Here is a 22265-nt window from a genome sequence, read left to right on the forward strand (position 1 = left end):
GGGGGGGGGGGGGGGGAGAAAGCGCGGGAAGGGAGGGAGGGGGGGGGAAAAGACCCCCCCCCCCCCCCCCACCGAACCCCCCGGCCCCGCCCAAAGCCCACCGCGGCAGCAAGCCCCGCGCAGCGGCCCGCACCCGCCCACCGGACAGCACGCACCGCGCAGCGCACCTCGCCGCGCGCCGAACTTCGAAGGGCCCCGTACCGTGACCCTCCACGCACCACCCGCCGCCGCGCGCGGCGCGACGTACCGGCGCCTCTGGCGGGCGGCCTCGCCGTACGCGTACATCGCGCCGTTCTTCACCCTCTTCGCCGCCTTCGGGCTCTTCCCCCTCCTCTACACCGCCTTCGTCTCGCTCTACCGCGTCGAACTCCAGACCCCCGGTGACATGCAGTGGCGCGGCCTGGCCAACTACACCGCGCTCTTCGCCGACGACTTCTTCTGGCTCTCGCTGCGCAACACCTTCACCATCGGGGTGCTGTCGACGGTCCCGCAGCTGGTGATGGCGCTGGGCCTGGCGCACCTGCTGAACTACAGGCTCCGTGGCCGGACGTTCTTCCGGACGGCGATGCTGCTGCCGTACGCGACGTCCGTCGCCGCCGCGACGCTGGTGTTCGCGCAGCTCTTCGGGCGGGACTTCGGCCTGGTGAACCACCTGCTGGGCGTGGTCGGGTTCGGCCCGGTGGACTGGCAGACCGGTACCGTCGCCTCGCAGGTCGCGGTGTCGACGATCGTCATCTGGCGGTGGACCGGCTACAACGCCCTGATCTACCTCGCGGGCATGCAGTCCATCCCGACCGAGCTGTACGAGGCCGCGGAGATGGACGGCGCGTCGCGCTGGCGGCAGTTCGTGCACGTCACGCTGCCGGGCCTGCGGCCGACGATCGTGTTCACCGTGGTGGTGTCGACGATCGGGGCGACGCAGCTCTTCGGGGAGCCGCTGCTCTTCGAGGGCAGCGTGTCGGGCGGTATCTCGCACCAGTACCAGACGCTCGGTCTGTACCTGTACGAGCAGGGCTGGGGCTTCTTCCACCTGGGCCGGGCGGCCGCGGTCGCCTGGGTGATGTTCCTGCTGATCCTGGTCCTGGTCGGGGTCAACGCCCTGGTCGTGCGCCGCCGTGCCCGCAAGGAGGCCGTCCGATGACCGTGAAGCGACGCGCGGGGCGCACGCTCCACGGGGGGAGGGTCGCGTATGCGATCCTGATCGCCGCCGTGCTGGTCTCCGCCTTCCCGTTCTACTGGACGATCGTCGCCGCGAGCCGCTCGAACGCGGATCTGGCGCAGGTGCCGCCGGCGCTGCTCCCCGGCCCGAACCTGGTGCGGAACGTCGAGGCGGTGCTGGAGGAGGCGGACATCGGCACGGCCCTGCTCAACTCCCTGATCGTGTCGGGTTCGATCACCGTCGGTACGGTGCTGTGCTGCACGCTCGCCGGCTTCGCCTTCGCCAAGCTGCGCTTCCGCGGCAAGGGGGCACTGCTGGCGGTGACCGTGGGCACGATGATGATTCCGCCCCAACTGGGCGTGATCCCGCTGTTCATGCTGATCGCGAAGCTGGAGTGGGTGAATCAGCTGCAGTCGGTAATCCTGCCGGGGCTGGTGTCGGCGTTCGGGGTGTTCTTCATGCGCCAGTTCCTGGTGCAGTCGCTGCCGGACGAGTTGATCGAGGCGGCGCGGGTGGACGGCGCGTCGAACGCGCGGATCTTCTGGTCGATCGTGGTGCCGGTGGCGCGGCCCGGGATGGCGGTGCTGGGCATGCTGACGTTCATGGCGGCCTGGAACGACTTCTTCTGGCCGATCGTGGCGCTGTCCTCCCAGAACCCGACCGTGCAGGTCGCCCTGCGCCAGCTGGGCGGCGGTTATGTCCACGACCAGTCCGTGATCATGGCGGGCACGCTGCTCGGCACCCTTCCCGTACTGCTCGTCTTCGGCCTGCTGGGCCGCCAGATCGTCGGCGGCATCATGCAGGGCGCCGTCAAGGGCTGACCTTCCCTTTCCCCTCCATCTTTCGTTGGGAGTCTCATGACCGACCTCAGCTTCCCGGCCGGCTTCCGCTGGGGCACGGCCACGGCCGCGTACCAGATCGAGGGCGCCGCCGACGAGGACGGCCGGACGCCGTCCATCTGGGACACCTTCAGCCGTACGCCGGGCAAGGTGCGCAACGGCGACACCGGTGACATCGCCGCCGACCACTACCACCGGATGCACGAGGACGTCGCGCTGATGAAGGACCTGGGGGTGACGGACTACCGGTTCTCGGTGGCGTGGCCGCGCGTGCAGCCGACGGGGCGGGGGCCCGCGGTCCAGAAGGGGCTGGACTTCTACCGGCGGCTGGTGGACGAGTTGCGGGCGGCGGACATCCGGCCGGTGGCCACGCTCTACCACTGGGACCTCCCGCAGGAGCTGGAAACCGCTGACATCAGCGGCTCCGCCGCGGGGGGCGGCTGGCCGCAGCGGGAGACGGCGGAACGGTTCGCCGACTACGCCGCGCTGGTGGCGGGCGCGCTGGGCGACCGGGTCGCCACCTGGACGACGCTGAACGAGCCGTGGTGCGCGGCGTTCCTCGGGTACGCCTCGGGGGTGCACGCGCCGGGCCGCACGGAGCCGGTCGCGTCGCTGCGCGCGGCACACCACCTGAACCTGGCGCACGGGCTCGCGGTGCGGGCCCTGCGGGCAGTGCTCCCGGCGTCGGCGGAGGTGTCGCTGACGCTGAACCTCCACGCGGTGAGGGCGCTGTCGGACTCGGACGCCGACCAGGACGCGGCGCGGCGGGTGGACGCGCTGGGCAACCGGCTCTTCCTGGACCCGGTGTTCCACGGGCGGCTGCCGGCGGACCTGGTGGCGGACACGGCCGGGCTGACGGACTGGGCGTTCGTGCGGGACGGGGACCTGGAGGTGACGTCCGCGCCGGTCGACTCGCTGGGGATCAACTACTACTCCCCCACGGTCGTCGGGGCGGGGACGTCCGACGCGCCGTCGCCCTGGCCGGGCGCGGAGGCGCACGTCCGCTTCGTACCGGCGCCGGGGCCGCGCACCGCGATGGACTGGCCGGTGGACGCCGACGGACTGTACGAGCTGCTGGTACGGCTGCGGGATGAGCTGCCCTCCGTACCGTTGCTGGTGACGGAGAACGGCGCGGCGTACGACGACTACGCCGACCCGTCGGGCGACGTCCACGACCCCGAGCGGGTGGCGTACCTGCACGCGCACCTCGCGGCGGTGCACCGGGCGCTGGCGGACGGGGTGGACGTGCGCGGCTACTTCCTGTGGTCGCTGCTGGACAACTTCGAGTGGGCGTACGGCTACGGCAAGCGGTTCGGCATCGTGCACGTGGACTTCGCGTCCCAGCGGCGTACGCCGAAGGACAGTGCGCGGTGGTACGCGGACGTCATCGCGCGGGGCGGGCTGGCCGGGCCGGGCGGGTTGGGCGGGCCGGGCACGCTGCCGAACTGAGACGGTGCCGTCGGCGGGCCTCACGCGCCAGCGGAAGATAGCGCAGGCGCTCGGGCAGGACGGGGACGAGGGCTCGTACCACGCGGCCGAAGCGGCGCAGCGTGCGTTCCTGCCGGTCCGACCACTCCAGACCGAGCGCGGCGCGCGCGTCGGGCGGCATGAAGCCGATGGTGACGAAGCGGCGGAAGCGGGCGAGGGGCGGGAGCAGCACCGGCCACAGGGCGCGCAGGAGGAGCCGCGTCGGGAGCGGTCCACGGTCGGGCGGGGGCACCGGGCTGTCGGTGGCGACCAGCTCCCGGACGACGACGGTGGCCTCGATCTCCTCGGCGAGGATCTTGCGGTAGTACGGCCAGAAGTCCTCGATCGTCTGCGGCATGTCGCGGTCGTGGAGGCCGAGTATCCGGCCGACCTGCAACCACTCGGCGTACAGCCGCCGCTCCTGCGCCTCGGTCATGGGACGCACGAGGTAGCGGTAGGCGTGGTGGAAGACGGGGAAGCCGGTGGCGTGGACCCAGGCGTAGTTCGCCGGGGTGAGGGCGTGGTAGCGGCGGCCGCGGGTGTCGGTGCCCTGGATGGTCTTGTGGAGCCGCCGGAGCCTGCGGCCCTCCTCGGCGGCGGCCTCGCCCCCGTACACCCACAGCTGGAGCGAGCGCAGGGAGCGTTCGCCGCGGCCCCAGGGGTCGGTGCGGAAGACGGAGTGCTCGTCGACGCCGGCGCCGACGGCGGGGTGGGCGACCTGGAGGGTGAGCGCGCCGGGCAGCATGAGCAGGCCGCGGACGTCGCCCGCGAGGGTCCACAGCACGCCGCCGGGGGGTGGCGGTGCCGGGTCTGCTGCTGCCATGGCCGACGTGCTCCTCGGTGCGGTTCCGGGGCCCGGGGTGGGCCCCGGTACCAGTATCGATCACCGAGGGTGGGCGGCGGAGGCGGGGGCGCGGGTGCCGGTGCCCCGGCTCGGGCCAGGGGCTTCGAACCTGGAGCCTGGGTTCTCGGGCCTGGGATCAGCGGCGGTCGGCGGGGCGGGCGGGGACGGGTTCGCCGATGATCCGCTCGGCGAGGGTGCGTGCCCATGCCTCCACGTCGTCGCCGAGGGTGGACGCTGCGGCGGCGCGTTCCTCCGCGATGCGGGTGTGCCCGGCGGCGAGGATCCGCTCGCGTTCGCGCGCCCCCTCCTCGCGGGCGGCGGCGAGGGCGGCCGCGCCCTGCTCGTGCGCCTCGGCGCGGATGCGGGCGGCGTCGTGCCGCGCCGAGGCGAGCTCGGCCTCGTACTGGCTACGGAGCTGGGCGGCCTGCTCGCGCAGTTCCTCGGCGCGGTCGGTACCGCCCTCGATGGCGTCCTGGCGCTGCTGCAGGGTGCGGTTGATCCGGGGCAGGATCACCGTGGCCATGATGAGGAAGGTGGCGCCGAAGAACACGACGCCGATGATGAGTTCGGCCCACACGGGGTTGAGCGGTCCGAGATCGAAGGGGAACACCTCGGTGTTCCGGGCAAGAGTCACCGTCGAGTCCATGTCCGGATCCTACCGACTCCTCTCGATCCGTCCCGACCGGGCGGGGCGGGACACGAGCGGTGCGGACGGGAGTTGACGCGGCGGCCCCGCGGCGGTGGGGGCAGCCCGGTCGGGGCGGGGTGAAGCGCCCGGCGTACCGTGCGGCCCCATGCATGTGGTTGCCGTACTCGCTCTTGACGGAGTGTCAGCGTTCGACCTGACCACCCCCTGCCAGGTGTTCGCCTTCGCGCGCAGGCCCGACGGGACGCCCGCGTACGAGATCAGGGTCTGCGCGGACCGCGCCGTCACCACGCGGGCGGGTGAAGCGGAACCCTTCCGCCTCACCGCCCCGTACGGTCTGGCGGACGCCCGCGGCGCGGACACCGTCATCGTGCCGGGCATCGCCGCCGACCAGGCGCCGCACCCGCGGGTGGTCCGGCTGCTGAGGGAGGCGGCGGCCTCGGGAGCACGCATCGCCTCCATCTGCACGGGCGCCTTCGTCCTGGCCCGGGCCCGGCTGCTCGAAGGGCGCCGGGCGACGACGCACTGGCGCTTCGCCGACGACCTCGCCGCGCGGTTCCCCGAGGTGACGGTGGACCCCTCCGTGCTGTTCGTCGACGACGAGGACGTCCTGACCTCCGCGGGCATCGCCGCCGGCCTCGACCTGTGCCTGCACATCGTGCGCCGGGACCAGGGCGCAGCGGTCGCCGCCGACGTGGCCCGCATGATCGTCATGGCTCCGCAACGGGAGGGTGGCCAGGCCCAGTTCATCGAGCACCGGGAGCCCGGCACCGACACGGACTACCTCGGCGGGACGCTGCGGTGGATGCGGGACAACCTGCACCGGCCGCTGGCGATCGCCGACATCGCCTCCCAGGCCGCGATGAGCAGGCGCAGCCTGGCGCGGCGCTTCCGGGCGCAGACCGGGACGACCCCTTTGCGGTGGCTGCTCGCACACCGGGTGCAGCGTGCCCGGGAACTGCTGGAGACCACCGACGTACCGATCGGCCGGATCGCGGAGAGCACCGGTTTCGGGTCCATCGAGGCCCTCCGGCACCACTTCACCCGGCAGGTGGGCACGACCCCTAAGGCGTACCGCGCGAGCTTCCGGGTGTGAGGCTTTCGGGTGTGAGGCTTCCGGGGCGAGGCGCCGGGGCGCGTGCACGCCCCCGGGGCGTGGCCGCATCTTGCGCCACATGGGCACCCAGGCCACTGTCCCCTCTCGTCCTCCGTCGGAAGACTGGGCCCGTCGTCGCACCTCAGGGGCCGCATGCGGTGTCCCCTGGGGCGCTTCCCCCTCTCCCTGGAGGATCCATGCACAGGCGCGATCTGCTGCGTTCGAGCGCCGCCGCCGCGGTCGGCATCGGGGCCGCCGGCTCCGGCCTCGCGGGCGCCGGCCCTGCGGCGGCCGGCTCACCGGCGGGCCCGGGCCGACGGCGTCGCGAGCCCCTGCGCGTACACACGGTGCTGTACGACGGCGTGGAGGAGCAGGACTTCGCGGGACCGGTCGAGGTCTTCGGCATCATCGGGGACCGGGGTCCGGTCGAGCAGACCTTCGTCACGGCGGACGGGCCGCGGACGGTCGTCACCACCGCGGGCATGGAGATCGTCTGCCGGGCGCGCTGGTCGCCATCCGCGGCCGACCTGATCGTCGTGCCGGGCGGCGGGTACGGTCCCGGGTCGGGCCTGCGGAAGGAGATCGACCGCGGCAGGCTGCCCAGGGCGCTCGCGGAGGCCCGGCGGCCGGGACTGGTCCTCGCGGCCGTGTGCAGCGGGACGATGCTGCTCTCCGCCGCCGGCATCACCAAGGGCCGGCCCTGCACCACCCACCACATCGCCAAGGACGACCTCCGCGCTCAGGGCGCGCAGGTGGTCGGCGGTCGGGTCGTCGACGACGGCGACCTGGTGACCTGCGGGGGCGTCACCTCGGGCATCGACCTCGGGCTCTGGCTCGTCGAACGGTTCTACGGCCACGAGACGGCCGTCTTCGCCGAGGAGGTGCTCGAGTACGAGCGCCGCGGCACCGTGTGGCGCTCCCGACGCCGCGCCCCCGACCGGGCGTGAGCCTTCCGCCGCCATCGGAGCCGTCAGCCGTCAGCCGTCGGGGCCGAGCATCGCGGCCGAACCACCTGTCCACCGACCCGCCCCACACCCCTGGGAGACCTGCGTGAACCGCCGAGACCTGCTCCGTGCCTCGACCGCGGTCGGCGCCACGACCCTGGCCATGGGCGCGGCTGCCGCCGCCCCCGCCTCCGCCGCCGCGCCTTCCGCGTCGGCCGCTCCGAAGCCGCCCGCCGCCGGAGGCGGCGAGCCCCTGCGCGTGCACATCGTCCTCTACGAGGGCGTCGAGGAGCTCGACTTCATCGCGCCCTACGAGGTCTTCTCCGCCGCCGCCTTCTTCACCGACCGGCCGGTGGAGGTCGGGTACGTCAGCGTCGCCGGGACCGCGACCACGGCCGTCAGGGCCGCGTACGGCACGGAGGTCCACGGCGTTCGCCCCTGGGCACCGCACCGGGCGGACCTGTTGGTCGTGCCGGGCGGCGGGTACGCCCGCAGGGGCAGCCCCGGCGTCTGGGCCGAGATCCAGCGCGGCACGCTGCCGAGGGCCCTGGCCGCGGCGGCGCGCCCTGGCCTCACCATCAGCGCGCTGTGCACGGGGACGATGCTGCTGTCGGCTGCCGGTCTGACCCGGAACCGGCCCTGCACCACGCACCACAGGGCACGGCAGGACCTCCAGGACCAGGGCGGCGTGGTGAAGAACGCCCGGGTCGTCGACGACGGTGACCTGGTGACGGCCGGCGGCGTCACGTCCGGCCTGGACCTGGCCCTCTGGCTCGTACGCCGGGAGCTGGGTCCGGACGCAGCGACCGGTCTGGAGGCCATGCTCGAGTACGAGGCGCGCGGAACGGTGTGGACGTCGCCCGCCGCGGGGCGCTGAGGATCCGCATCCTTTCTCTCAGGTGTCGGGAGCGTGTCGGGAAAGGTCCATCCAACGGCTACCGGAAAGTAACCGCAGATGATGTGATGTGCGGCGCCACGTCCAACCCCCCCTCACTCCTCAGGAGTTCGTTGTGCCGCGTTCCCTGGTCCGCCGTTCCCTCATCCGCCGCTCCCTGTCCGCCGCGGTGCCCGTGGCGCTCGCCGCCGCCACGCTGGCCGCCACCGGCCCTTCGGCCTCCGCCGCGTCCGCCGCCGGAACGCCGAACCTCAAGGTCCTCTCGTACAACGCGTTCCTCTTCAGCAAGACCCTCTACCCGAACTGGGGCCAGGACCACCGCGCGGCGGAGATACCCAAGACGGGCTTTTACCAGGGCAATGACGTCGTCGTGCTCCAGGAGGCGTTCGACAACGGCGCCTCCGACGCGCTCCTGCGCAACTCCGCCGCTCAGTACCCGTACCAGACGCCGGTGATGGGGCGCAGCAGGGACGGCTGGGACGCCACCGGCGGCGCGTACTCGGCGACGACGCCAGAGGACGGCGGGGTCACCGTGCTCAGCAAGTGGCCGATCGTGCGCAAGGAGCAGTACGTCTACAAGGACGCGTGCGGGGCGGACTGGTACTCCAACAAGGGCTTCGTCTACGCGGTGCTGAACGTGAGCGGCGCGCGCGTGCATGTGGTGGGCACGCACGCCCAGTCGACGGACCCGGGCTGCTCGGCGGGCGAGGCGGCGCAGGTGCGCAGCCGCCAGTTCAAGGCGATGGACGCCTTCCTGGACGCGAAGAACATCCCGGCGTCCGAGCAGGTGCTGGTGGCCGGCGACTTCAACGTCGACTCGCACAGCGCCGAGTACGCCGCGATGCTCGGTGACGCGGGGCTGGCGGGCGCGGACGCGCGCACGGGGCACCCGTACTCCTTCGACACCGAGCAGAACTCGATCGCCGCGGAGCGCTACCCCGACGACCCGCGCGAGGACCTGGACTACGTCCTGCACCGCGCCGGTCATGCGCGGCCCGCCGGCTGGACCAACGACGTGATCAAGGAGCAGAGCGCGCCCTGGACGGTGTCGAGCTGGGGCACGCGGTACACGTACACGAACCTGTCCGACCACTATCCGGTCGTGGCGTCCGGCCGGTAGCGGACCATGGCCGGCCAGTAGCCGACGGCTCGCAGTCGCGACTGCTTCGCAGCTGGTCGGAGGGCGTATCACCACAGTGGCTGCAGGGCTGTTGAGCTGCCATGGTGGTGTCCATGACGGGTCATGGACACCACCACCGCCATCACCACCACCCCCACGAGCGGATCGACGCCGCACTGGAAGGGTCGGCGGAGGGGCTGCGCACCCTGTGGTTCTCCTTCGGGGTGCTGGCCGCGACGACCGTCGCCCAGGCGGTCGTCGCCGTGCTGTCGGGTTCGGTGGCGCTGCTCGGTGACACCGTGCACAACGCGACGGACGCGCTGACGGCACTGCCCCTCGCGCTCGCCTTCGTGCTGGGCCGCCGGGGCGCCACGCGCCGCTATACGTACGGCTTCGGGCGCGCCGAGGACCTGGCGGGCGTGTTCGTGGTGCTGGTGATCGCGGCGTCGGCGGTGTTCGCCGGGTATGAGGCGGTAAGGCGGCTGCTGGAGCCTCAGCCGGTCAGCCATCTGCCGGCGGTCGCGGCGGCCGGGCTGGTGGGCTTCGCGGGCAACGAGTGGGTGGCGCGCGCCCGCATCCGTACGGGCAGGCGCATCGGATCGGCCGCACTGGTCGCCGACGGGCTGCACGCCCGGACGGACGGGTTCACCTCACTGGCCGTGCTGCTGGGCGCGGGCGGCGCGGCGGTGGGGTGGCGGTGGACGGACCCGCTGATCGGGCTCGTCATCACGGCCGCGATCCTGCTGGTGCTGCGGGGCGCGGCGCGGGAGGTCTGGCACCGGCTGATGGACGCGGTGGACCCGGCCTTGGTGGACCGTGCGGAGCATGTGCTCTCCCATGTCGAGGGGGTGCGGGGTGCAGGGGCCGTGCGCATGCGGTGGCTGGGGCATGCGCTGCGCGCCGAGACGTCCGTGGTGGTCGACCCGTCGCTGACGGTCGTCCAGGCGCACGCGGTGGCGGTAGCGGCGGAGCACGCCTTGTTGCACGCCGTGCCGCGCCTGACCGCGGTGACCGTCCACGTGGACCACGGCCACGCGGCGGACGCGGACCCGCATGAGGCGCTGGCGCACCACTTCCCGGCCGTGGGCGGCCGGAGCGCGTAGCCGCCCCGGCCGCCGGCGAGCGCCGGGGACGGGAATGCGCGGCCTTTCCGGGAAATCAAGGGACCACATTTCGGTTTCCACATACGGAATGTGCTGGATACGCGCGGCGCGCACGGCGGGGCGAATGTGGCGGGTGATTGCCATTTCAGGGTCGGCCTCGCGCACGAGGGAATGAGCACCACATCACCGTCTGGACAACCGTCCGACGCCCCCACGAAAGCGCGCGGTCCTGAAATGCGTCCGCGTGCCGCCCGGGAACCAAGAAAGGGAAAAGCGATGTACCAGAATTCCCTCAGCGCCGTCGTCAGCTCCGCCTGCAAGGGCGAGCCGGTCATGATCGTGCACCAGCTCAGTGGCGGCTACATCACCAAGGAGTGGGACCTCCAGATCCGCACCTATCCCCTGTCGACCATCAACGACAACAAGCACCTGTGGAAGGTCATCTGTGAGGACGTACGCGACGGCAACGTCGTCTACCGTCTGCAAAGCGCCATGACGGACGAGAAGCAGATGGCGATCGACCCCAACAACCCCACCGGAACGGGCATTCTGCTCCAGGACGCCCGCCCGCTCAACGAAGAGGGCCAGCGGGCCGACGTGCAGCGCTGGTACATCCTCCCTTCCGGCAACGGCTGCTGGACCATCGTTCCGTTCCTCCGTCCCGATCTCGTCCTCGGCCCGATGGACAAGCAGGTCGGCATCAACGTCTGCTTCCGGCTCGTCGAGGTCGTGGGCAACGTGACTCCCACCACCAGCTGCGTCCAGTTCGCTCCGCCCAACCCGCCCAAGGACCCCGCCTGCGAAGGCGCGGGGACGGCCGGCCAGCAGACCCGCCGCGTCTGACCTCCGGCCGCGTACAGGCTCCGCCACCGAAGTCGGCCCGGCAGCGGCGCGTCCGCCTGCGGACGGGCGCGCCGGCGGCTCGGCGGAGCCGGCGCCCGCCGCCGGGGCCGGACGCGGGCGGAGGGACGCGGGCGGAGGGACGCGGGCGGACGGACGCGCCCGGACTGCCGGCCGCACCGTCTGACGCGGGCTCAGCCGACGTGGTCGTACACGGTCACCGGTATGCCCCGCGCCACGAGCCGCTCGGCTATCAGCGGCTCCACCCGGGACCACTTCCCGCCCGCCAGCCCGCAGCCGATCCTCGGCATGTGGACCGAGGCCCCGAGCTCGGCGGCCTTGGCGCCGAGCTTGTCCAGTGCGGCGTCGATCGCCTCGTACCGCACGGGCACCCCCTTGCTGCCCGTGCGGATCCCCCGCTGCCCCACCATGTTCGCCACCCACAGGTACGGCCCCACCTGGACGTACTGCACGGCCCCCAGACCGAAGTCATTACGGGCCCGCTCCCTGTGCCAGCGCCGGTAGGCGGCCTCCGGCTCCGGCCAGCGCCGTGAGAGGGCGAGGACGAAGCCCTTGCCCCAGCCGCCCAGGTCGTTGCAGACATGCGCGATGATCTTGACGCCCTTGCCCACCGGCGTGGTGGCGTCCCCCTGTACGTACGAAACCTGCGCAGTTTCCGTCATCCCCGTCATGCGAACCACCGTACGAGACGCCACTGACAATCGCCGCGGCGTGCTCCTCAGAGGCCGGCCGGGTGATCGGAAAGCCAGTCGGCGTGCCGGTCGCGTAGCCTGTCCCGCTCCGCAGGGGTGGTGAGCAGGACATCAGCACCACCGTCGTAGGGGTGGTAGACGCGCTCCATGCCGGTGTCGGTGATGAGGACATCGGCCACCTCGTCGTCGGCGACCTGGCGCAGCAGGCCGTCGATGCACCCTCGCCGCCAGGGGCGGCGTTCCGTGAAGAGGTGGGAGTGGATACGGAAGTCCGGATCGGGGTCGTCCTCCACCAACAAGGACTGCCAATAGCCCGCCTCGGGTGCATGCGGGGGGACAGTGGGCCCGTTCGTCCATACCGCGCGGATCACGTACACATCCGCCCCCGCGAACAGCTCGTCCAGCACGGTGTTGTGGTGCTCCAGGACGGTCGTGTACTCGCTCTCGTCCTCGGGGTAGCGCTGGGAGCCCGGGAGACTGTGGAAGCGCACCCACACCGTCGCGTGTGCACCACTGAGCAGGTGCCCCACCGGAGCGCAGCCTGGCCAACGCCGCTGCCACAGCTCCGTCAGCGCGGCCTGTCCGCTCTCCGACATCGCGGATCCCTACTTTCACATCATTGGTGAGACAGCAATACTGTTTCATTGACGCATCGCACGCCGCACCACCGGAAGTGAGGCCCCATGGCGACCGAGACCGAGGAGTCCCAGCAGCAGCCGACGCTCACCGTCGACGAGCTGGCGGCCCGGGCGGGAGTCACCGTGCGCACGGTGCGGTTCTACAGCACGCGCGGGCTGCTGCCGCCCCCGGTGATCGGGCCGCGCCGGGTGGGACTCTACGGTCCCGAGCACCTGTCGCGGCTCGCGCTCATCGAGGAGTTGCAGCACCAGGGGATGACGCTGGCCGCCATCGAACGGTACCTGGAGCAGCTGCCTCCGGACCTCAGCGCCCACGATCTGGCCATCCACCGGGCGCTCGTGGCGACCTGGGCGCCCGACTCGCCGGAGGAGCTGTCGCGGGCGGAGCTGGAGCGACGGGCGGGCCGGGCACTGTCGGAGGAGGACCTGGCGCGGCTGACCGCGATGGACGTGCTGGCGCGGACGGAGGACCCGGAGACCTACCGGGTGGACGCCGGGCTGCTGCGACTCGGGGTACGGCTGCTGGACGTGCCGATCGCGCACGAGACGATCCTGGCCGCGCGTACGGTCCTGTTGGAGCACACCCGTTCGGCGGCGCAGGAGCTGACGCGGCTGTTCCGGGACGAGGTGTGGAGCCCGTACCGACAGCGCGAGTCGGATCCGGAGCATCTGGCGGCGATGAAGTCGCTGTCCGCCCATATGCAGCCGCTGGTGGTGCAGGCGCTGGTCACGGCGTTCCAGCGGTCGCTGAAGGAGGAGCTGCGCGCCGCCTTCCGCGCGGAGTGAAGGGGGCGGGGGCATCAGGGCCACGATGTTCGCCCGTTGGCGGCGCCACCGACCAGTCCTTGCTCGTAGGCGAGGATGACCAGTTGTACACGGTCCCGTACGCCCAGCTTGGTGATGGCCCGGGAAACATGGGTCTTCACGGTGAGCGGACTGATCACCAGCCGGGCGGCGATCTCGTCATTGGACAGGCCTTCTGCCACCAGCCTGACGACATCGCTTTCGCGTGCCGTCAGCGCAGCCAGTGTCGCGGCCGCGCGGGGGCGGTGCGCGAAGCGCTCGATGACGCGACGGGTGACGCTCGGCGACAGCAGGGAGTCGCCCGCCGCCACGACCTCGACCGCCCGGCGCAGTTCGGCGGGTTCGACGTCCTTGGTGAGAAACCCGCTCGCGCCTACCCGCAGCGCCTCGAAGACGTGCTCGTCGGTGTCGAACGTGGTCAGGATGATCACCCTGGTCGAGGGCAGCTCGCTCACGATGCGGCGGGCGGCCTCGATACCGTCCATCCCCGGCATCCTGATGTCCATCAACACGACATCAGGCCGCAGCAGGGCAGTCTGCCGCACCGCCTCCTCCCCCGAGGCGGCCTCGCCTACGACGGACAAGACCTTGGCACGGCCGAGCAGGCTGCGGAACCCCGCCCGCACGAGCGCCTGATCGTCGACGAGCAACACACTGATGGTCATGGGCCGAGCCTGTCACGTTGCCGTCAGGGGCAGAACCGCCTGTACGGCAAACCCGGTACCGGCGCCGGTACCGGTGCCGGCGTCGACGCTCAGCGTTCCGCCGAGCACCGTGACGCGTTCGCGCATCCCGGTCAGACCGTGCCCCTCGGTGAATCCGGTAGCCGAGCGCCCGTCGTCGGCGATAGTGACCTCCAGCTCTCGCGACCGGGCGTGCACCTCGATGGTGAGGTGTCCCGCGTCGGAGTGGCGCAGCGTGTTGACCACGGCCTCCTGGATGACGCGGTAGGCGGTGAGCGCCTGTGCGGCGGGGACGGCGGAGGGATCGCCCTCCAGGTTGTAGCGCACCGCCAACCCGGCGGTGCGGGCGTGCTCCACCAGATCGGCGACGGACTCCAATCCGTGCTGTGGGGCCTCGCGGAGTTCGCCCACGAGTGCTTTCAGGTCGCTCATGGCCTGGTTGCGTACGGAGATCGCGGTGCGCAGGGCATCGAGTGCCTCCTCGGGCGCGTCGTCCAGGGCTTCGACGGCGACGTTCAGGTGGACGCCGACGATGGCCAGGGTATGGGCCACCACATCGTGGACCTCGCGGGAGATCCGCAAGCGCTGCTCAGCCAGCCGTGTCTGTTCCAGCTGGACAAGACGGGCCCGGTGCTCGGCACGCCAGCGGCCGTACTGGCGCCATGCACTCGCCGCGGCCAGCACCAAGGCCAGCCAGAGCAGTTCGACGCCACCTCGGGCAAGGGCCTCCGGGGCATCGAGACCCTGCGAGGCCAGGCCGCACACCAGGCCGAGGGCCCCAACACCGGCGGACCAGCCCGGGCGACTGAGCGCGGCGGTGAACAGCGCGGCGGACAGGGGCCAGATCCAGCCGCCCTCGAACAGGCCGACGATCTGCCAGCCGATGAGTGCAGTGGCGGACAGGACGAGTACGAGCAGGGGGCGACGCCTGCGCACCGACAGCAGTCCGCCCAGGATCAGCGCGAGTGCGAACGTACCGTGCCACGAAAGGGGTGCGCCCATCGCGGCGGGGCCTGCGGCGACACCCACGGCGGTCAGCAGCGCCAACCCCATGTCCACCAGTCGCGCCCGCCACCCGCTCCACGGACGTGAGCTCACTTGCCGATGCCTGCCGTCATCCGGCCCATAGTGCCCGACGTCGAGGGCCGGGGGACCGACAAGGTGGTGGCGGCCAGAGCGAGCCAGGTCAGGTTGACGGCGATGACGACGCGCTCGGCCAGTCCCAGCGGGGCGGTGTGGGTGAAGGCCGCCTTGTCCACCATGGCGACGGCGAACAGCACGAACGCCCCTGACGACGCCCACGCGAGCACGGTCAGCCCACGCGTCTTCGACGCCCAAGCAGGCTCGCGTCGCCACAGCGTGGTCAGCCGTACGATGGCGACCGCCAGCGCGAGGAATCCCGTCCAGGCGGCCGTCCCGTGCACCGCGTCGGCGAGTGAGGGACGGTCCCAGTTGCCCGGCGGGTCGGCAGGGAAGACAGCGGAGACCAGGACGCATCCCGCCCATAAGTGGAGCAGCCACCCGCCCCATCCACTGCCGGTGGCCTGGACCCCCAGGGCCGCCGACCCGACGGCGGCCGCCAGCAGGCCGACGGTCACCAACCAGCCGTGTGGCAGGTTGACATATCTGCTGATCGTCTCGTCCAGCGGGTCGTACCCCCCGTTGACCGCATCGGACACCACGAAAGCGAGGACGGCGACGGCGAAGCCGGCCAGAGAGATTGTTTTGGGCATGGGCCCAACGGTAGGTTTTCGCTTCCTCCGCAGCATCGTCCCCCACTCGTCATCCGGGCCTGCGCCATGGGCGTACGTGCGTACTCCCATCGATGTACGGCACGACCGGGATGAGGAGCGCCGGCGGCTTGACTCCCCCGCCTTGACGACGGCACACACCCGCCCCGCCGAGGACGGGCCCCGGATGCCGGAGACCTCCCGCAGCCACGGCACCACGCTCGCCGGCGTCGGGGCGGCCGGCCCGCTGACCAGCGCGGCCGCCCCGATGGCCGGGGGCTCAGTCGCTGAACGTCTCGCCCCGCTCCGCCTTCTCCACCAGCAGCGCCGGCGGCTGGAACCGGTCCCCGTACCGTTCGGCGAGCTCTCGCGCCCGGGCTACGAAGCCGGGCAGGCCGCCGGCGTAGCCGTTGATGTACTGGAGCACGCCGCCGGTCCAGGCCGGGAAGCCGATGCCCATGATGGAGCCGATGTTGGCGTCGGCGACCGACGTCAGCACGCCTTCCTCCAGGCAGCGGACGCTGTCCAGCGCTTCGGAGAAGAGCATCCGCTCCTTCATGTCCTCGAAGGGGACCGCTGCCGCGCCGCCGCCGAAGTGCTCGCGCAGACCGGGCCACAGGCCCTGCCGCTTGCCGTCCGCGTCGTAGTCGTAGAAGCCCGCGCCGCCGCTGCGGCCGGTGCGGCCGAACTCGTCGACCATCCGGTCGATCACCGCGTCCGCCGGGTGCTCCGGCCAGGTGCCGCCCGCCTCCTCGACCGCCCGCCGGGTCTCGTCACGGATCTTGCGCGGGAGGGTGAGCGTCAGCTCGTCCATCAGGGACAGCACCTTGGCCGGGTACCCGGCCTGCGCCGCGGCCTGCTCGACGGAGGCGGGCTCCACGCCCTCGCCGACCATCGCCACGCCCTCGTGGATGAACTGGCCGATGACGCGTGAGGTGAAGAAGCCGCGCGAGTCGTTGACGACGATCGGCGTCTTCTTGATCTGGCGTACGAGGTCGAAGGCGCGCGCCAGCGCCTCGTCGCCCGTCCGCTCCCCCTTGATGATCTCGACGAGCGGCATCTTGTCGACCGGCGAGAAGAAGTGCAGGCCGATGAAGTCGGCCGGCCGCTCGACGCCCTCCGCGAGGAGCGTGATCGGCAGGGTGGAGGTGTTGGAGCACAGCAGCGCGTCGGGCTCGACGATGTCCTGGATCTCCTGGAACACCTTGTGCTTGAGCGCCGTGTCCTCGAACACAGCCTCGATGACGGCGTCGCAGCCGGCCAGGTCGGCCGGGTCGGCGGCCGGGGTGATCCGCGCCAGCAGCTCGTCGCGCTTGGCCTCGGTCGTCCGGCCCCGCGCGAGCGCCTTGTCGAGGAGCTTGACGGAGTACCCCTTGCCCTTCTCGGCCGCTTCGAGCGACACGTCCTTGAGGACGACCTCGATGCCCGCCTTGGCGCAGGCGTACGCGATGCCCGCGCCCATCATCCCGGCGCCGAGGACGGCGACCTTGCGGACGGTGCGCGGCTCGACGCCCTGGGGGCGGCTCCGGCCGGCGTTGACCGCCTGGAGGTCGAAGAAGAACGCCTGGATCATGTTCTTGGCGGTCTGCCCGGTGACCAGCTCGGTGAAGTACCGCGCCTCGATGGTCAGGGCGGTCTCGAAGTCCACCTGGGCGCCCTCGACGGCGGCCGCGAGGATGTTGCGCGGCGCCGGGTAGGGGGCGCCGTTGAGCTGCTTCCTCAGGTTGGCCGGGAAGGCGGGGAGGTTGGCGGCGAACTTCGGGTTCGACGGCGTACCGCCCGGGATCTTGTAGCCGGGTACGTCCCAGGGCTGCCGCGACTCGGGGTTCGCGTCGATGAACGCCCGCGCCTTGGCGAGCATCTCCTCCTCGGTGGCGGCCACTTCGTGGACCAGGCCGTTCTCCAGCGCTCGCTGCGGCGGGTACTGGGTGCCCTGGAGCAGCACCTTCAGCAGGGCGTCGGCGATGCCCATCAGCCGTACGGTGCGGGCGACGCCGCCGCCCCCCGGGAGCAGGCCCAGGGTGACCTCGGGCAGGCCGATCTTGGAACCGGGCGCGTCGAGGGCGATGCGGTGGTGGGAGGCGAGTGCGATCTCGTAACCGCCGCCCAGCGCGGCCCCGTTGACGGCGGCGACGACGGGCTTGCCGAGCGTCTCGATGCGGCGCAGCGCGCTCTTGATCTCGGTGCCGGTGTCGAAGACCCGCTGGGCGTCCTCGGGCCCGGCCTTCATCATGTCCTTGAGGTCTCCGCCGGCGAAGAAGGTCTTCTTGGCGGAGGTCCAGATGATGCCGCGGATCGAGTCCTTCTCGGCCTCCGCACGCTCGGCGACCGCCGCGATGGAGGCGCGGAAGGCCTGGTTCATGGTGTTGGCGGACTGGTTGGGGTCGTCCAGGACGAGGGTGACGACGCCGGTCTCGTCCTGTTCCCAGCGGATGGTCGTGCTCTCGGTCATGTGCTGCTCTCCGTAAGGGGTGCGGACGGGACGGTCAGACGCGCTCGACGATGGTGGCGATGCCCATGCCGCCGCCGACGCAGAGCGTGGCGAGGCCGTAGCGCTTGTCCTGGCGCTCCAGTTCGTCGACGAGGGTGCCCAGGATCATGGCTCCGGTGGCGCCGAGGGGGTGGCCCAGGGCGATGGCGCCGCCGTTGACGTTGACCTTGTCCAGCGACAGGCCCATGTCCTTGACGAAGCGCAGCACGACCGCGGCGAACGCCTCGTTGATCTCGACCAGGTCGATGTCGTCGATGGTGAGCCCGGCCTTGGCGAGGGCCTTGCGGCTGGCGGGCGCGGGGCCGGTGAGCATGATGGTCGGCTCCGATCCGGAGACCGCCACGGAGACGATGCGCGCGCGGGGCGTCAGCCCGTACCGCTCGCCGACCTCCTTGTTGCCGATGGCGACGAGCGCGGCGCCGTCGACGATGCCGGAGGAGTTGCCGGCGTGGTGGACGTGGTCGATCTTCTCGATCCAGTGGTACTTCTGCAGCGCGACGGCGTCGAAGCCGCCCATGTCCCCGATGGCCGCGAAGGACGGCTTGAGCGAGGCGAGGGAGTCGGCGGTCGTGCCGGGGCGCAGGTGCTCGTCGCGGTCGAGGACGACGAGGCCGCTGCGGCGGTCCCTGACCGGGACCACGGACCGCTCGAAGCGGCCCTCCTTCCAGGCGGCCGCTGCCCGCTCCTGCGACAGCGCGGCGTACTCGTCGACGTCGCGCCGCGAGTAGCCCTCGATGGTGGCGATGAGGTCGGCGCCGATGCCCTGCGGGACGAAGTTGGTCTCCAGGTTGGTCATCGGGTCGTTGAACCAGGCGCCGCCGTCGGAGGCCATGGGCACGCGCGACATCGACTCGACACCGCCCGCCAGGACGAGGTCCTCCCAGCCCGAGCGGACCTTCATCGCCGCCATGTTGACGGCTTCGAGGCCGGAGGCACAGAAGCGGTTCTCCTGGACGCCGGCGACCGTGTCGGGCAGCCCGGCGGCGATGGCCGCGATGCGGGCGATGTCGGAGCCCTGGTCGCCGACCGGGCCGACGACGCCGAGCACGATGTCGTCGACGGCGGCCGGGTCGAGGCCCGGGAAGCGGTCGCGGAGTTCGTGGATGAGTCCGACCACCAGGTCGACGGGCTTGGTGCCGTGCAGGGCGCCATTGGCCTTGCCGCGCCCGCGCGGGGTGCGGATCGCGTCGTAGACGTACGCTTCGGTGCTCACTGGTCAGGCCTTTCGGGAGGGGTGGTCGAGCAGGGAACGGCCGATGATCTCCTTCATGATCTCGGTCGTGCCGCCGTAGATGGTCTGGATGCGGCCGTCCGTGAAGGCCCTGGCCACCGGGTACTCGGCCATGTACCCGTAGCCGCCGTGCAGCTGGAGGCAGCGGTCGGCGACCCGCTTCTGCAGCTCGGTGGCCCACCACTTGGCCATCGAGGCGTGGACGGCGTCCAGCTCTCCGTCGGCGTGGTCGACGATGCAGCGGTCCAGGAAGGTGCGGGTGACGGCGCACTCGGTGGCCATCTCCGCGATCTCGAAGCGGATGTGCTGGAGCTTGGCGAGCGGCCGCCCGAACGCCTCCCGCTCCTTGACGTAGTCGGTGGTGATCTCCAGCAGGTGCTCGGCGGCGGCGATGCCGGCGACCGCTATCGCCATCCGCTCCTGCGCGAGGTTGGTCATCAGGTGGATGAAGGCGCCGTTCAGCTCGCCGAGCAGGTTCTCCTTGGGGACGCGTACGTCGTGGAAGAACAGCTCGGCGGTGTCCTGGGACTTCTGGCCGATCTTGTCGAGGTTGCGGCCGCGCTCGAAGCCCTCCATGCCGCGCTCGACGACCAGGAGGGACAGTCCGTGCGCGCCGCCCTCGGGGGTGGTCCTGGCGACGACGATGACGAGGTCGGCGAGGATGCCGTTGGAGATGAAGGTCTTGGAGCCGTTGAGCAGGTAGTGGTCGCCCTTGTCCTCGGCGGTGGTGCGGATGCCCTGGAGGTCGGATCCGGCGCCGGGCTCGGTCATGGCGATGGCGGTGATGGTCTCGCCGGTGCAGAAGCCGGGCAGCCAGCGCCGCTTCTGCTCGTCGGTGGCGAGACCGGTGAGGTAGGGGCCGATGATGTCGTTGTGGAGGCCGATGGCGAAGCCGGGCGTGCCGGCGCGGGTGAACTCCTCGGCGAGGACCGCGCTGTAGCGGAAGTCGGCGGTCCCGCCGCCTCCGTACTCCTCGGGCACGGCGAGACCCAGCAGGCCCTGCCGGCCTGCCGCCCGCCAGGCGTCGCGCGCGACGATGCCGTCCTTCTCCCACTGCTCGTAGTGCGGCAGTACCTCCTTGGCGAGGAAGGTGCGGACGGTGTCGCGGAAGGCGTCGTGCTCGGCGCTGAAGATCCGGCGTTTCACCCGGTCCCCCTGGTCTCGTCGGTACGGATGCTCGGTACGCCCCAGTCGCGGGCGATCTCGTCGGTGTCGGCGCCCGGCCGCGCGGGCGGGCGGCGTACGGCCCCGGGCGTGGCGGAGAAGCGGGGCGCGGGTGCGGGCTGGGTGATGCCGCCGTGGTCGGTGAAGGTGGACCGGGCGGCGAGGTGCGGGTGTGCGGGCGCCTCGCGCAGCGAGAGGACGGGTGCGACACAGGCGTCGGACCCTTCGAAGACGGCGGTCCACTCGGCGCGGGTCTTCTCCTTGAACCGCCGGGCCACGGCGGCGCGCAGCTCGTCCCAGCGGGCGAAGTCCTTGCGGGCGGGTGCGGTGTCCTCGATGCCGAGGAGCGCGGTGAACTCGTCGTAGAACCGCTGCTCCAGCGCGCCGACCGCCATGTACGCGCCGTCGGCGGTCTCGTAGGTGCCGTAGAAGGGGCAGCCGCCGTCCAGGAGGTTGGCGCCGCGCCGGTCCTGCCAGCCGCCGGCCGCCATCATGCCGTGGATCATCGTGGCGAGGTGGGCGGTCCCGTCGGTGATCGCCGCGTCGACGACCTGCCCGCTGCCGCCCTCCGCACGGGCGTGGTGGAGCGCGGCGAGCACGCCGACGACGAGGTAGAGGGCCCCGCCCGCGTAGTCCCCGAGGAGGTTGGCGGGCACGGTCGGCGGCTCATCGCTTTTGCCGATCATGGAGAGGGTGCCGGTGATGGCGATGTACGCGATGTCGTGCCCGGCGCGCTGGGCGAGCGGGCCGTCCTGGCCCCAGCCGGTCATCCGCCCGTACACCAGCTTCGGATTCCGGACCAGGCACGGCTCGGGGCCGATCCCGAGCCGTTCGGCGACGCCGGGGCGGAAGCCCTCGATGAGGATGTCGGCGCGCTCGACGAGGTCGAGCACCCGCTCCGGTGCGCCGTCGGCCTTGAGGTCGATGAGGACGGAGCGCTTGTTGCGGTTGGTCAGGTCGTACGCCGGGTCGATCGCGAGCCCCGCGCCGCCGGGCCGGTCGACGCGTACGACGTCGGCGCCCAGGTCTGCCAGGAGCATGGCGGCGAACGGGCCGGGGCCGATGCCCGCCAGCTCGACCACGCGCACTCCGGCGAGCGGGCCGGTGCCTGTCGCTGCCATTCAAACCCCCAGCTGATGTGACACAACTGCTGTAACAGCATCGATGCTAAGAACACGTTCCACTGCGCACAAGGCCTGTGGACAACTCCGCTTCGGGAGCCGACCGGGCCGGTCCGGTTCCGGCCTCACCCGCTTGCTACGTTCGCGACATGCGTATGTCCGGCCGTTGGCCCCTCGCCCTGCTCGCCGCGCCCGTGGCGGCCCTGTTGATCTCCTGTTCCGGCGGCGGCGAGCCGGCCGGGGGCCGCGCGACGACCACGGCCACGGCCACGACGGCACCGGCGCACGGAGCGGCGGCCCCTGAGGCCGGCACGGAGGCGGACGCCGCACCGGAAGCCGGTGACACCGCCTCCCCGGCCGTCGACTCCGGTCCCGGTTCCGGTTCCGGCCCCGGTCCCGAGAAGGTGCGCGACGCCTTCGCCGGGCTCCAGGCCACGCTCGGCGACAGCTGCACCCCGGGCAACTGCGCCTACTTCCTCGACCGCGTCCACGAGAAGCTCGACGGCCTGGACCGTGCCATGAAGGCGGACCCCAAGGGCCCCGGCCACTTCACCGAACCCATCGCGTGGATCGCCGCGCTGCGAACCTCCCTCAAGGGCGACACCTCGTTCGACAACCTCAAGAAGCACCAGAGCGAGCTGATCGGCACCCGCGACCGCATCAACGTCTGGATGCAGGACCACCCGGGCGATTACCGCTGACACCCACGCTAGCCTCTGCCACCGACAACAGCGCGG

The 22265-nt window shown here is 71.8% G+C and carries 22 protein-coding genes; 11 read left to right on the plus strand and 11 right to left on the minus strand.

Annotation, left to right across the window (positions count from 1 at the left end):
- The first annotated feature begins 202 nt into the window (after positions 1 to 202).
- From ACZ42X_RS02805 to ACZ42X_RS02815, 3 genes are read left to right on the plus strand one after another with little or no spacing between them, the layout of a single operon-like run.
- Positions 203 to 1141, plus strand: coding sequence for a carbohydrate ABC transporter permease (locus tag ACZ42X_RS02805; RefSeq protein WP_468283550.1), 939 nt, complete (start codon positions 203 to 205; stop codon positions 1139 to 1141).
- Positions 1138 to 1980 (plus strand): carbohydrate ABC transporter permease, encoded by an 843-nt coding sequence (locus tag ACZ42X_RS02810; RefSeq protein ID WP_468283552.1) that lies wholly within the window; start codon positions 1138 to 1140, stop codon positions 1978 to 1980. Before ACZ42X_RS02805 ends, ACZ42X_RS02810 begins: the two co-directional genes overlap by 4 nt.
- A 36-nt stretch (positions 1981 to 2016) precedes the next feature.
- The gene (locus ACZ42X_RS02815; RefSeq protein ID WP_468283554.1) at positions 2017 to 3447 is read left to right on the plus strand and encodes a GH1 family beta-glucosidase; all 1431 of its coding nucleotides are present in this window, start codon (positions 2017 to 2019) and stop codon (positions 3445 to 3447) included.
- Here the strand turns inward: ACZ42X_RS02815 and ACZ42X_RS02820 are convergent.
- Positions 3383 to 4288, minus strand: coding sequence for an oxygenase MpaB family protein (locus tag ACZ42X_RS02820; protein WP_468283556.1), 906 nt, complete (start codon positions 4286 to 4288; stop codon positions 3383 to 3385). The genes ACZ42X_RS02815 and ACZ42X_RS02820 overlap by 65 nt on opposite strands.
- Before the next feature lie 157 nt (positions 4289 to 4445).
- Complete coding sequence (locus tag ACZ42X_RS02825; protein WP_468283558.1) at positions 4446 to 4955, minus strand: F0F1 ATP synthase subunit B family protein; 510 nt, start codon at positions 4953 to 4955, stop codon at positions 4446 to 4448.
- 148 nt (positions 4956 to 5103) lie between these two features.
- Between ACZ42X_RS02825 and ACZ42X_RS02830 the strand changes: the two genes are divergently transcribed.
- The 6 genes from ACZ42X_RS02830 to ACZ42X_RS02855 all read left to right on the plus strand — a co-directional run bounded on the left by ACZ42X_RS02830 (position 5104) and on the right by ACZ42X_RS02855 (position 10956).
- Complete coding sequence (locus ACZ42X_RS02830) at positions 5104 to 6051, plus strand: GlxA family transcriptional regulator (RefSeq protein WP_468283560.1); 948 nt, start codon at positions 5104 to 5106, stop codon at positions 6049 to 6051.
- A gap of 197 nt (positions 6052 to 6248) precedes the next feature.
- Entirely contained in the window at positions 6249 to 6998 is a 750-nt protein-coding gene (locus tag ACZ42X_RS02835) for a DJ-1/PfpI family protein (protein ID WP_468283562.1), read from the plus strand.
- Positions 6999 to 7101: 103 nt separating this feature from the next.
- Entirely contained in the window at positions 7102 to 7872 is a 771-nt protein-coding gene (locus ACZ42X_RS02840) for a DJ-1/PfpI family protein (protein WP_468283564.1), read from the plus strand.
- A 163-nt stretch (positions 7873 to 8035) separates the two neighbouring features.
- Positions 8036 to 9010: a sphingomyelin phosphodiesterase gene (sph, locus tag ACZ42X_RS02845; RefSeq protein ID WP_468284112.1), complete on the plus strand. Its 975-nt coding sequence runs from the start codon at positions 8036 to 8038 to the stop codon at positions 9008 to 9010.
- Between the two features lie 113 nt (positions 9011 to 9123).
- Positions 9124 to 10113: a cation diffusion facilitator family transporter gene (locus ACZ42X_RS02850; protein WP_468283566.1), complete on the plus strand. Its 990-nt coding sequence runs from the start codon at positions 9124 to 9126 to the stop codon at positions 10111 to 10113.
- Positions 10114 to 10389: 276 nt separating this feature from the next.
- Positions 10390 to 10956: a hypothetical protein gene (locus tag ACZ42X_RS02855; RefSeq protein WP_468283568.1), complete on the plus strand. Its 567-nt coding sequence runs from the start codon at positions 10390 to 10392 to the stop codon at positions 10954 to 10956.
- A 191-nt stretch (positions 10957 to 11147) separates the two neighbouring features.
- Here ACZ42X_RS02855 and ACZ42X_RS02860 read toward each other — a convergent pair whose 3' ends face one another.
- Positions 11148 to 11636 (minus strand): macro domain-containing protein, encoded by a 489-nt coding sequence (locus ACZ42X_RS02860; RefSeq protein WP_468284114.1) that lies wholly within the window; start codon positions 11634 to 11636, stop codon positions 11148 to 11150.
- Positions 11637 to 11692: 56 nt separating this feature from the next.
- The gene (locus ACZ42X_RS02865) at positions 11693 to 12262 is read right to left on the minus strand and encodes a DUF3885 domain-containing protein (RefSeq protein ID WP_468283570.1); all 570 of its coding nucleotides are present in this window, start codon (positions 12260 to 12262) and stop codon (positions 11693 to 11695) included.
- Positions 12263 to 12349: 87 nt separating this feature from the next.
- Between ACZ42X_RS02865 and ACZ42X_RS02870 the strand changes: the two genes are divergently transcribed.
- On the plus strand, positions 12350 to 13090 hold the full coding sequence (locus ACZ42X_RS02870; RefSeq protein WP_468283572.1) for a MerR family transcriptional regulator: 741 nt from the start codon (positions 12350 to 12352) through the stop codon (positions 13088 to 13090).
- A 14-nt stretch (positions 13091 to 13104) separates the two neighbouring features.
- On the opposite strand, the gene ACZ42X_RS02875 is transcribed toward ACZ42X_RS02870, so the two are convergent.
- The 7 genes from ACZ42X_RS02875 to ACZ42X_RS02905 all read right to left on the minus strand — a co-directional run bounded on the left by ACZ42X_RS02875 (position 13105) and on the right by ACZ42X_RS02905 (position 21528).
- Complete coding sequence (locus ACZ42X_RS02875) at positions 13105 to 13773, minus strand: response regulator transcription factor (protein ID WP_468283574.1); 669 nt, start codon at positions 13771 to 13773, stop codon at positions 13105 to 13107.
- A gap of 12 nt (positions 13774 to 13785) precedes the next feature.
- Positions 13786 to 14838, minus strand: coding sequence for a sensor histidine kinase (locus tag ACZ42X_RS02880; RefSeq protein ID WP_468283576.1), 1053 nt, complete (start codon positions 14836 to 14838; stop codon positions 13786 to 13788).
- A gap of 47 nt (positions 14839 to 14885) precedes the next feature.
- Positions 14886 to 15524, minus strand: coding sequence for a DUF998 domain-containing protein (locus tag ACZ42X_RS02885; RefSeq protein WP_468283578.1), 639 nt, complete (start codon positions 15522 to 15524; stop codon positions 14886 to 14888).
- A 277-nt stretch (positions 15525 to 15801) separates the two neighbouring features.
- Positions 15802 to 17973 (minus strand): 3-hydroxyacyl-CoA dehydrogenase NAD-binding domain-containing protein, encoded by a 2172-nt coding sequence (locus ACZ42X_RS02890; RefSeq protein WP_468283580.1) that lies wholly within the window; start codon positions 17971 to 17973, stop codon positions 15802 to 15804.
- A gap of 34 nt (positions 17974 to 18007) precedes the next feature.
- Positions 18008 to 19225 (minus strand): acetyl-CoA C-acetyltransferase, encoded by a 1218-nt coding sequence (locus tag ACZ42X_RS02895; protein WP_468283582.1) that lies wholly within the window; start codon positions 19223 to 19225, stop codon positions 18008 to 18010.
- 3 nt (positions 19226 to 19228) lie between these two features.
- Entirely contained in the window at positions 19229 to 20389 is a 1161-nt protein-coding gene (locus tag ACZ42X_RS02900; protein ID WP_468283584.1) for an acyl-CoA dehydrogenase family protein, read from the minus strand.
- The gene (locus ACZ42X_RS02905; RefSeq protein ID WP_468283586.1) at positions 20386 to 21528 is read right to left on the minus strand and encodes a CaiB/BaiF CoA transferase family protein; all 1143 of its coding nucleotides are present in this window, start codon (positions 21526 to 21528) and stop codon (positions 20386 to 20388) included. Before ACZ42X_RS02905 ends, ACZ42X_RS02900 begins: the two co-directional genes overlap by 4 nt.
- 149 nt (positions 21529 to 21677) lie before the next feature.
- Between ACZ42X_RS02905 and ACZ42X_RS02910 the strand changes: the two genes are divergently transcribed.
- Positions 21678 to 22229, plus strand: coding sequence for a hypothetical protein (locus ACZ42X_RS02910; protein ID WP_468283588.1), 552 nt, complete (start codon positions 21678 to 21680; stop codon positions 22227 to 22229).
- Positions 22230 to 22265 lie beyond the last annotated feature (36 nt).

It is taken from the genome of Streptomyces sp. NPDC030862, assembly GCF_055571835.1.

What these genes read in the sequence shown, in the direction of transcription:
- ACZ42X_RS02810 (WP_468283552.1), top strand. Translation starts at nt 1,138, where the DNA reads ATGACCGTGAAGCGACGCGCGGGGCGCACGCTCCACGGGGGGAGGGTC.
- ACZ42X_RS02815 (WP_468283554.1), top strand. Translation starts at nt 2,017, where the DNA reads ATGACCGACCTCAGCTTCCCGGCCGGCTTCCGCTGGGGCACGGCCACG.
- ACZ42X_RS02820 (WP_468283556.1), bottom strand. Translation starts at nt 4,288, where the DNA reads ATGGCAGCAGCAGACCCGGCACCGCCACCCCCCGGCGGCGTGCTGTGG.
- ACZ42X_RS02825 (WP_468283558.1), bottom strand. Translation starts at nt 4,955, where the DNA reads ATGGACTCGACGGTGACTCTTGCCCGGAACACCGAGGTGTTCCCCTTC.
- ACZ42X_RS02830 (WP_468283560.1), top strand. Translation starts at nt 5,104, where the DNA reads ATGCATGTGGTTGCCGTACTCGCTCTTGACGGAGTGTCAGCGTTCGAC.
- ACZ42X_RS02835 (WP_468283562.1), top strand. Translation starts at nt 6,249, where the DNA reads ATGCACAGGCGCGATCTGCTGCGTTCGAGCGCCGCCGCCGCGGTCGGC.
- ACZ42X_RS02850 (WP_468283566.1), top strand. Translation starts at nt 9,124, where the DNA reads ATGACGGGTCATGGACACCACCACCGCCATCACCACCACCCCCACGAG.
- ACZ42X_RS02855 (WP_468283568.1), top strand. Translation starts at nt 10,390, where the DNA reads ATGTACCAGAATTCCCTCAGCGCCGTCGTCAGCTCCGCCTGCAAGGGC.
- ACZ42X_RS02860 (WP_468284114.1), bottom strand. Translation starts at nt 11,636, where the DNA reads ATGACGGAAACTGCGCAGGTTTCGTACGTACAGGGGGACGCCACCACG.
- ACZ42X_RS02865 (WP_468283570.1), bottom strand. Translation starts at nt 12,262, where the DNA reads ATGTCGGAGAGCGGACAGGCCGCGCTGACGGAGCTGTGGCAGCGGCGT.
- ACZ42X_RS02870 (WP_468283572.1), top strand. Translation starts at nt 12,350, where the DNA reads ATGGCGACCGAGACCGAGGAGTCCCAGCAGCAGCCGACGCTCACCGTC.
- ACZ42X_RS02875 (WP_468283574.1), bottom strand. Translation starts at nt 13,773, where the DNA reads ATGACCATCAGTGTGTTGCTCGTCGACGATCAGGCGCTCGTGCGGGCG.
- ACZ42X_RS02885 (WP_468283578.1), bottom strand. Translation starts at nt 15,524, where the DNA reads ATGCCCAAAACAATCTCTCTGGCCGGCTTCGCCGTCGCCGTCCTCGCT.
- ACZ42X_RS02890 (WP_468283580.1), bottom strand. Translation starts at nt 17,973, where the DNA reads ATGACCGAGAGCACGACCATCCGCTGGGAACAGGACGAGACCGGCGTC.
- ACZ42X_RS02905 (WP_468283586.1), bottom strand. Translation starts at nt 21,528, where the DNA reads ATGGCAGCGACAGGCACCGGCCCGCTCGCCGGAGTGCGCGTGGTCGAG.
- ACZ42X_RS02910 (WP_468283588.1), top strand. Translation starts at nt 21,678, where the DNA reads ATGCGTATGTCCGGCCGTTGGCCCCTCGCCCTGCTCGCCGCGCCCGTG.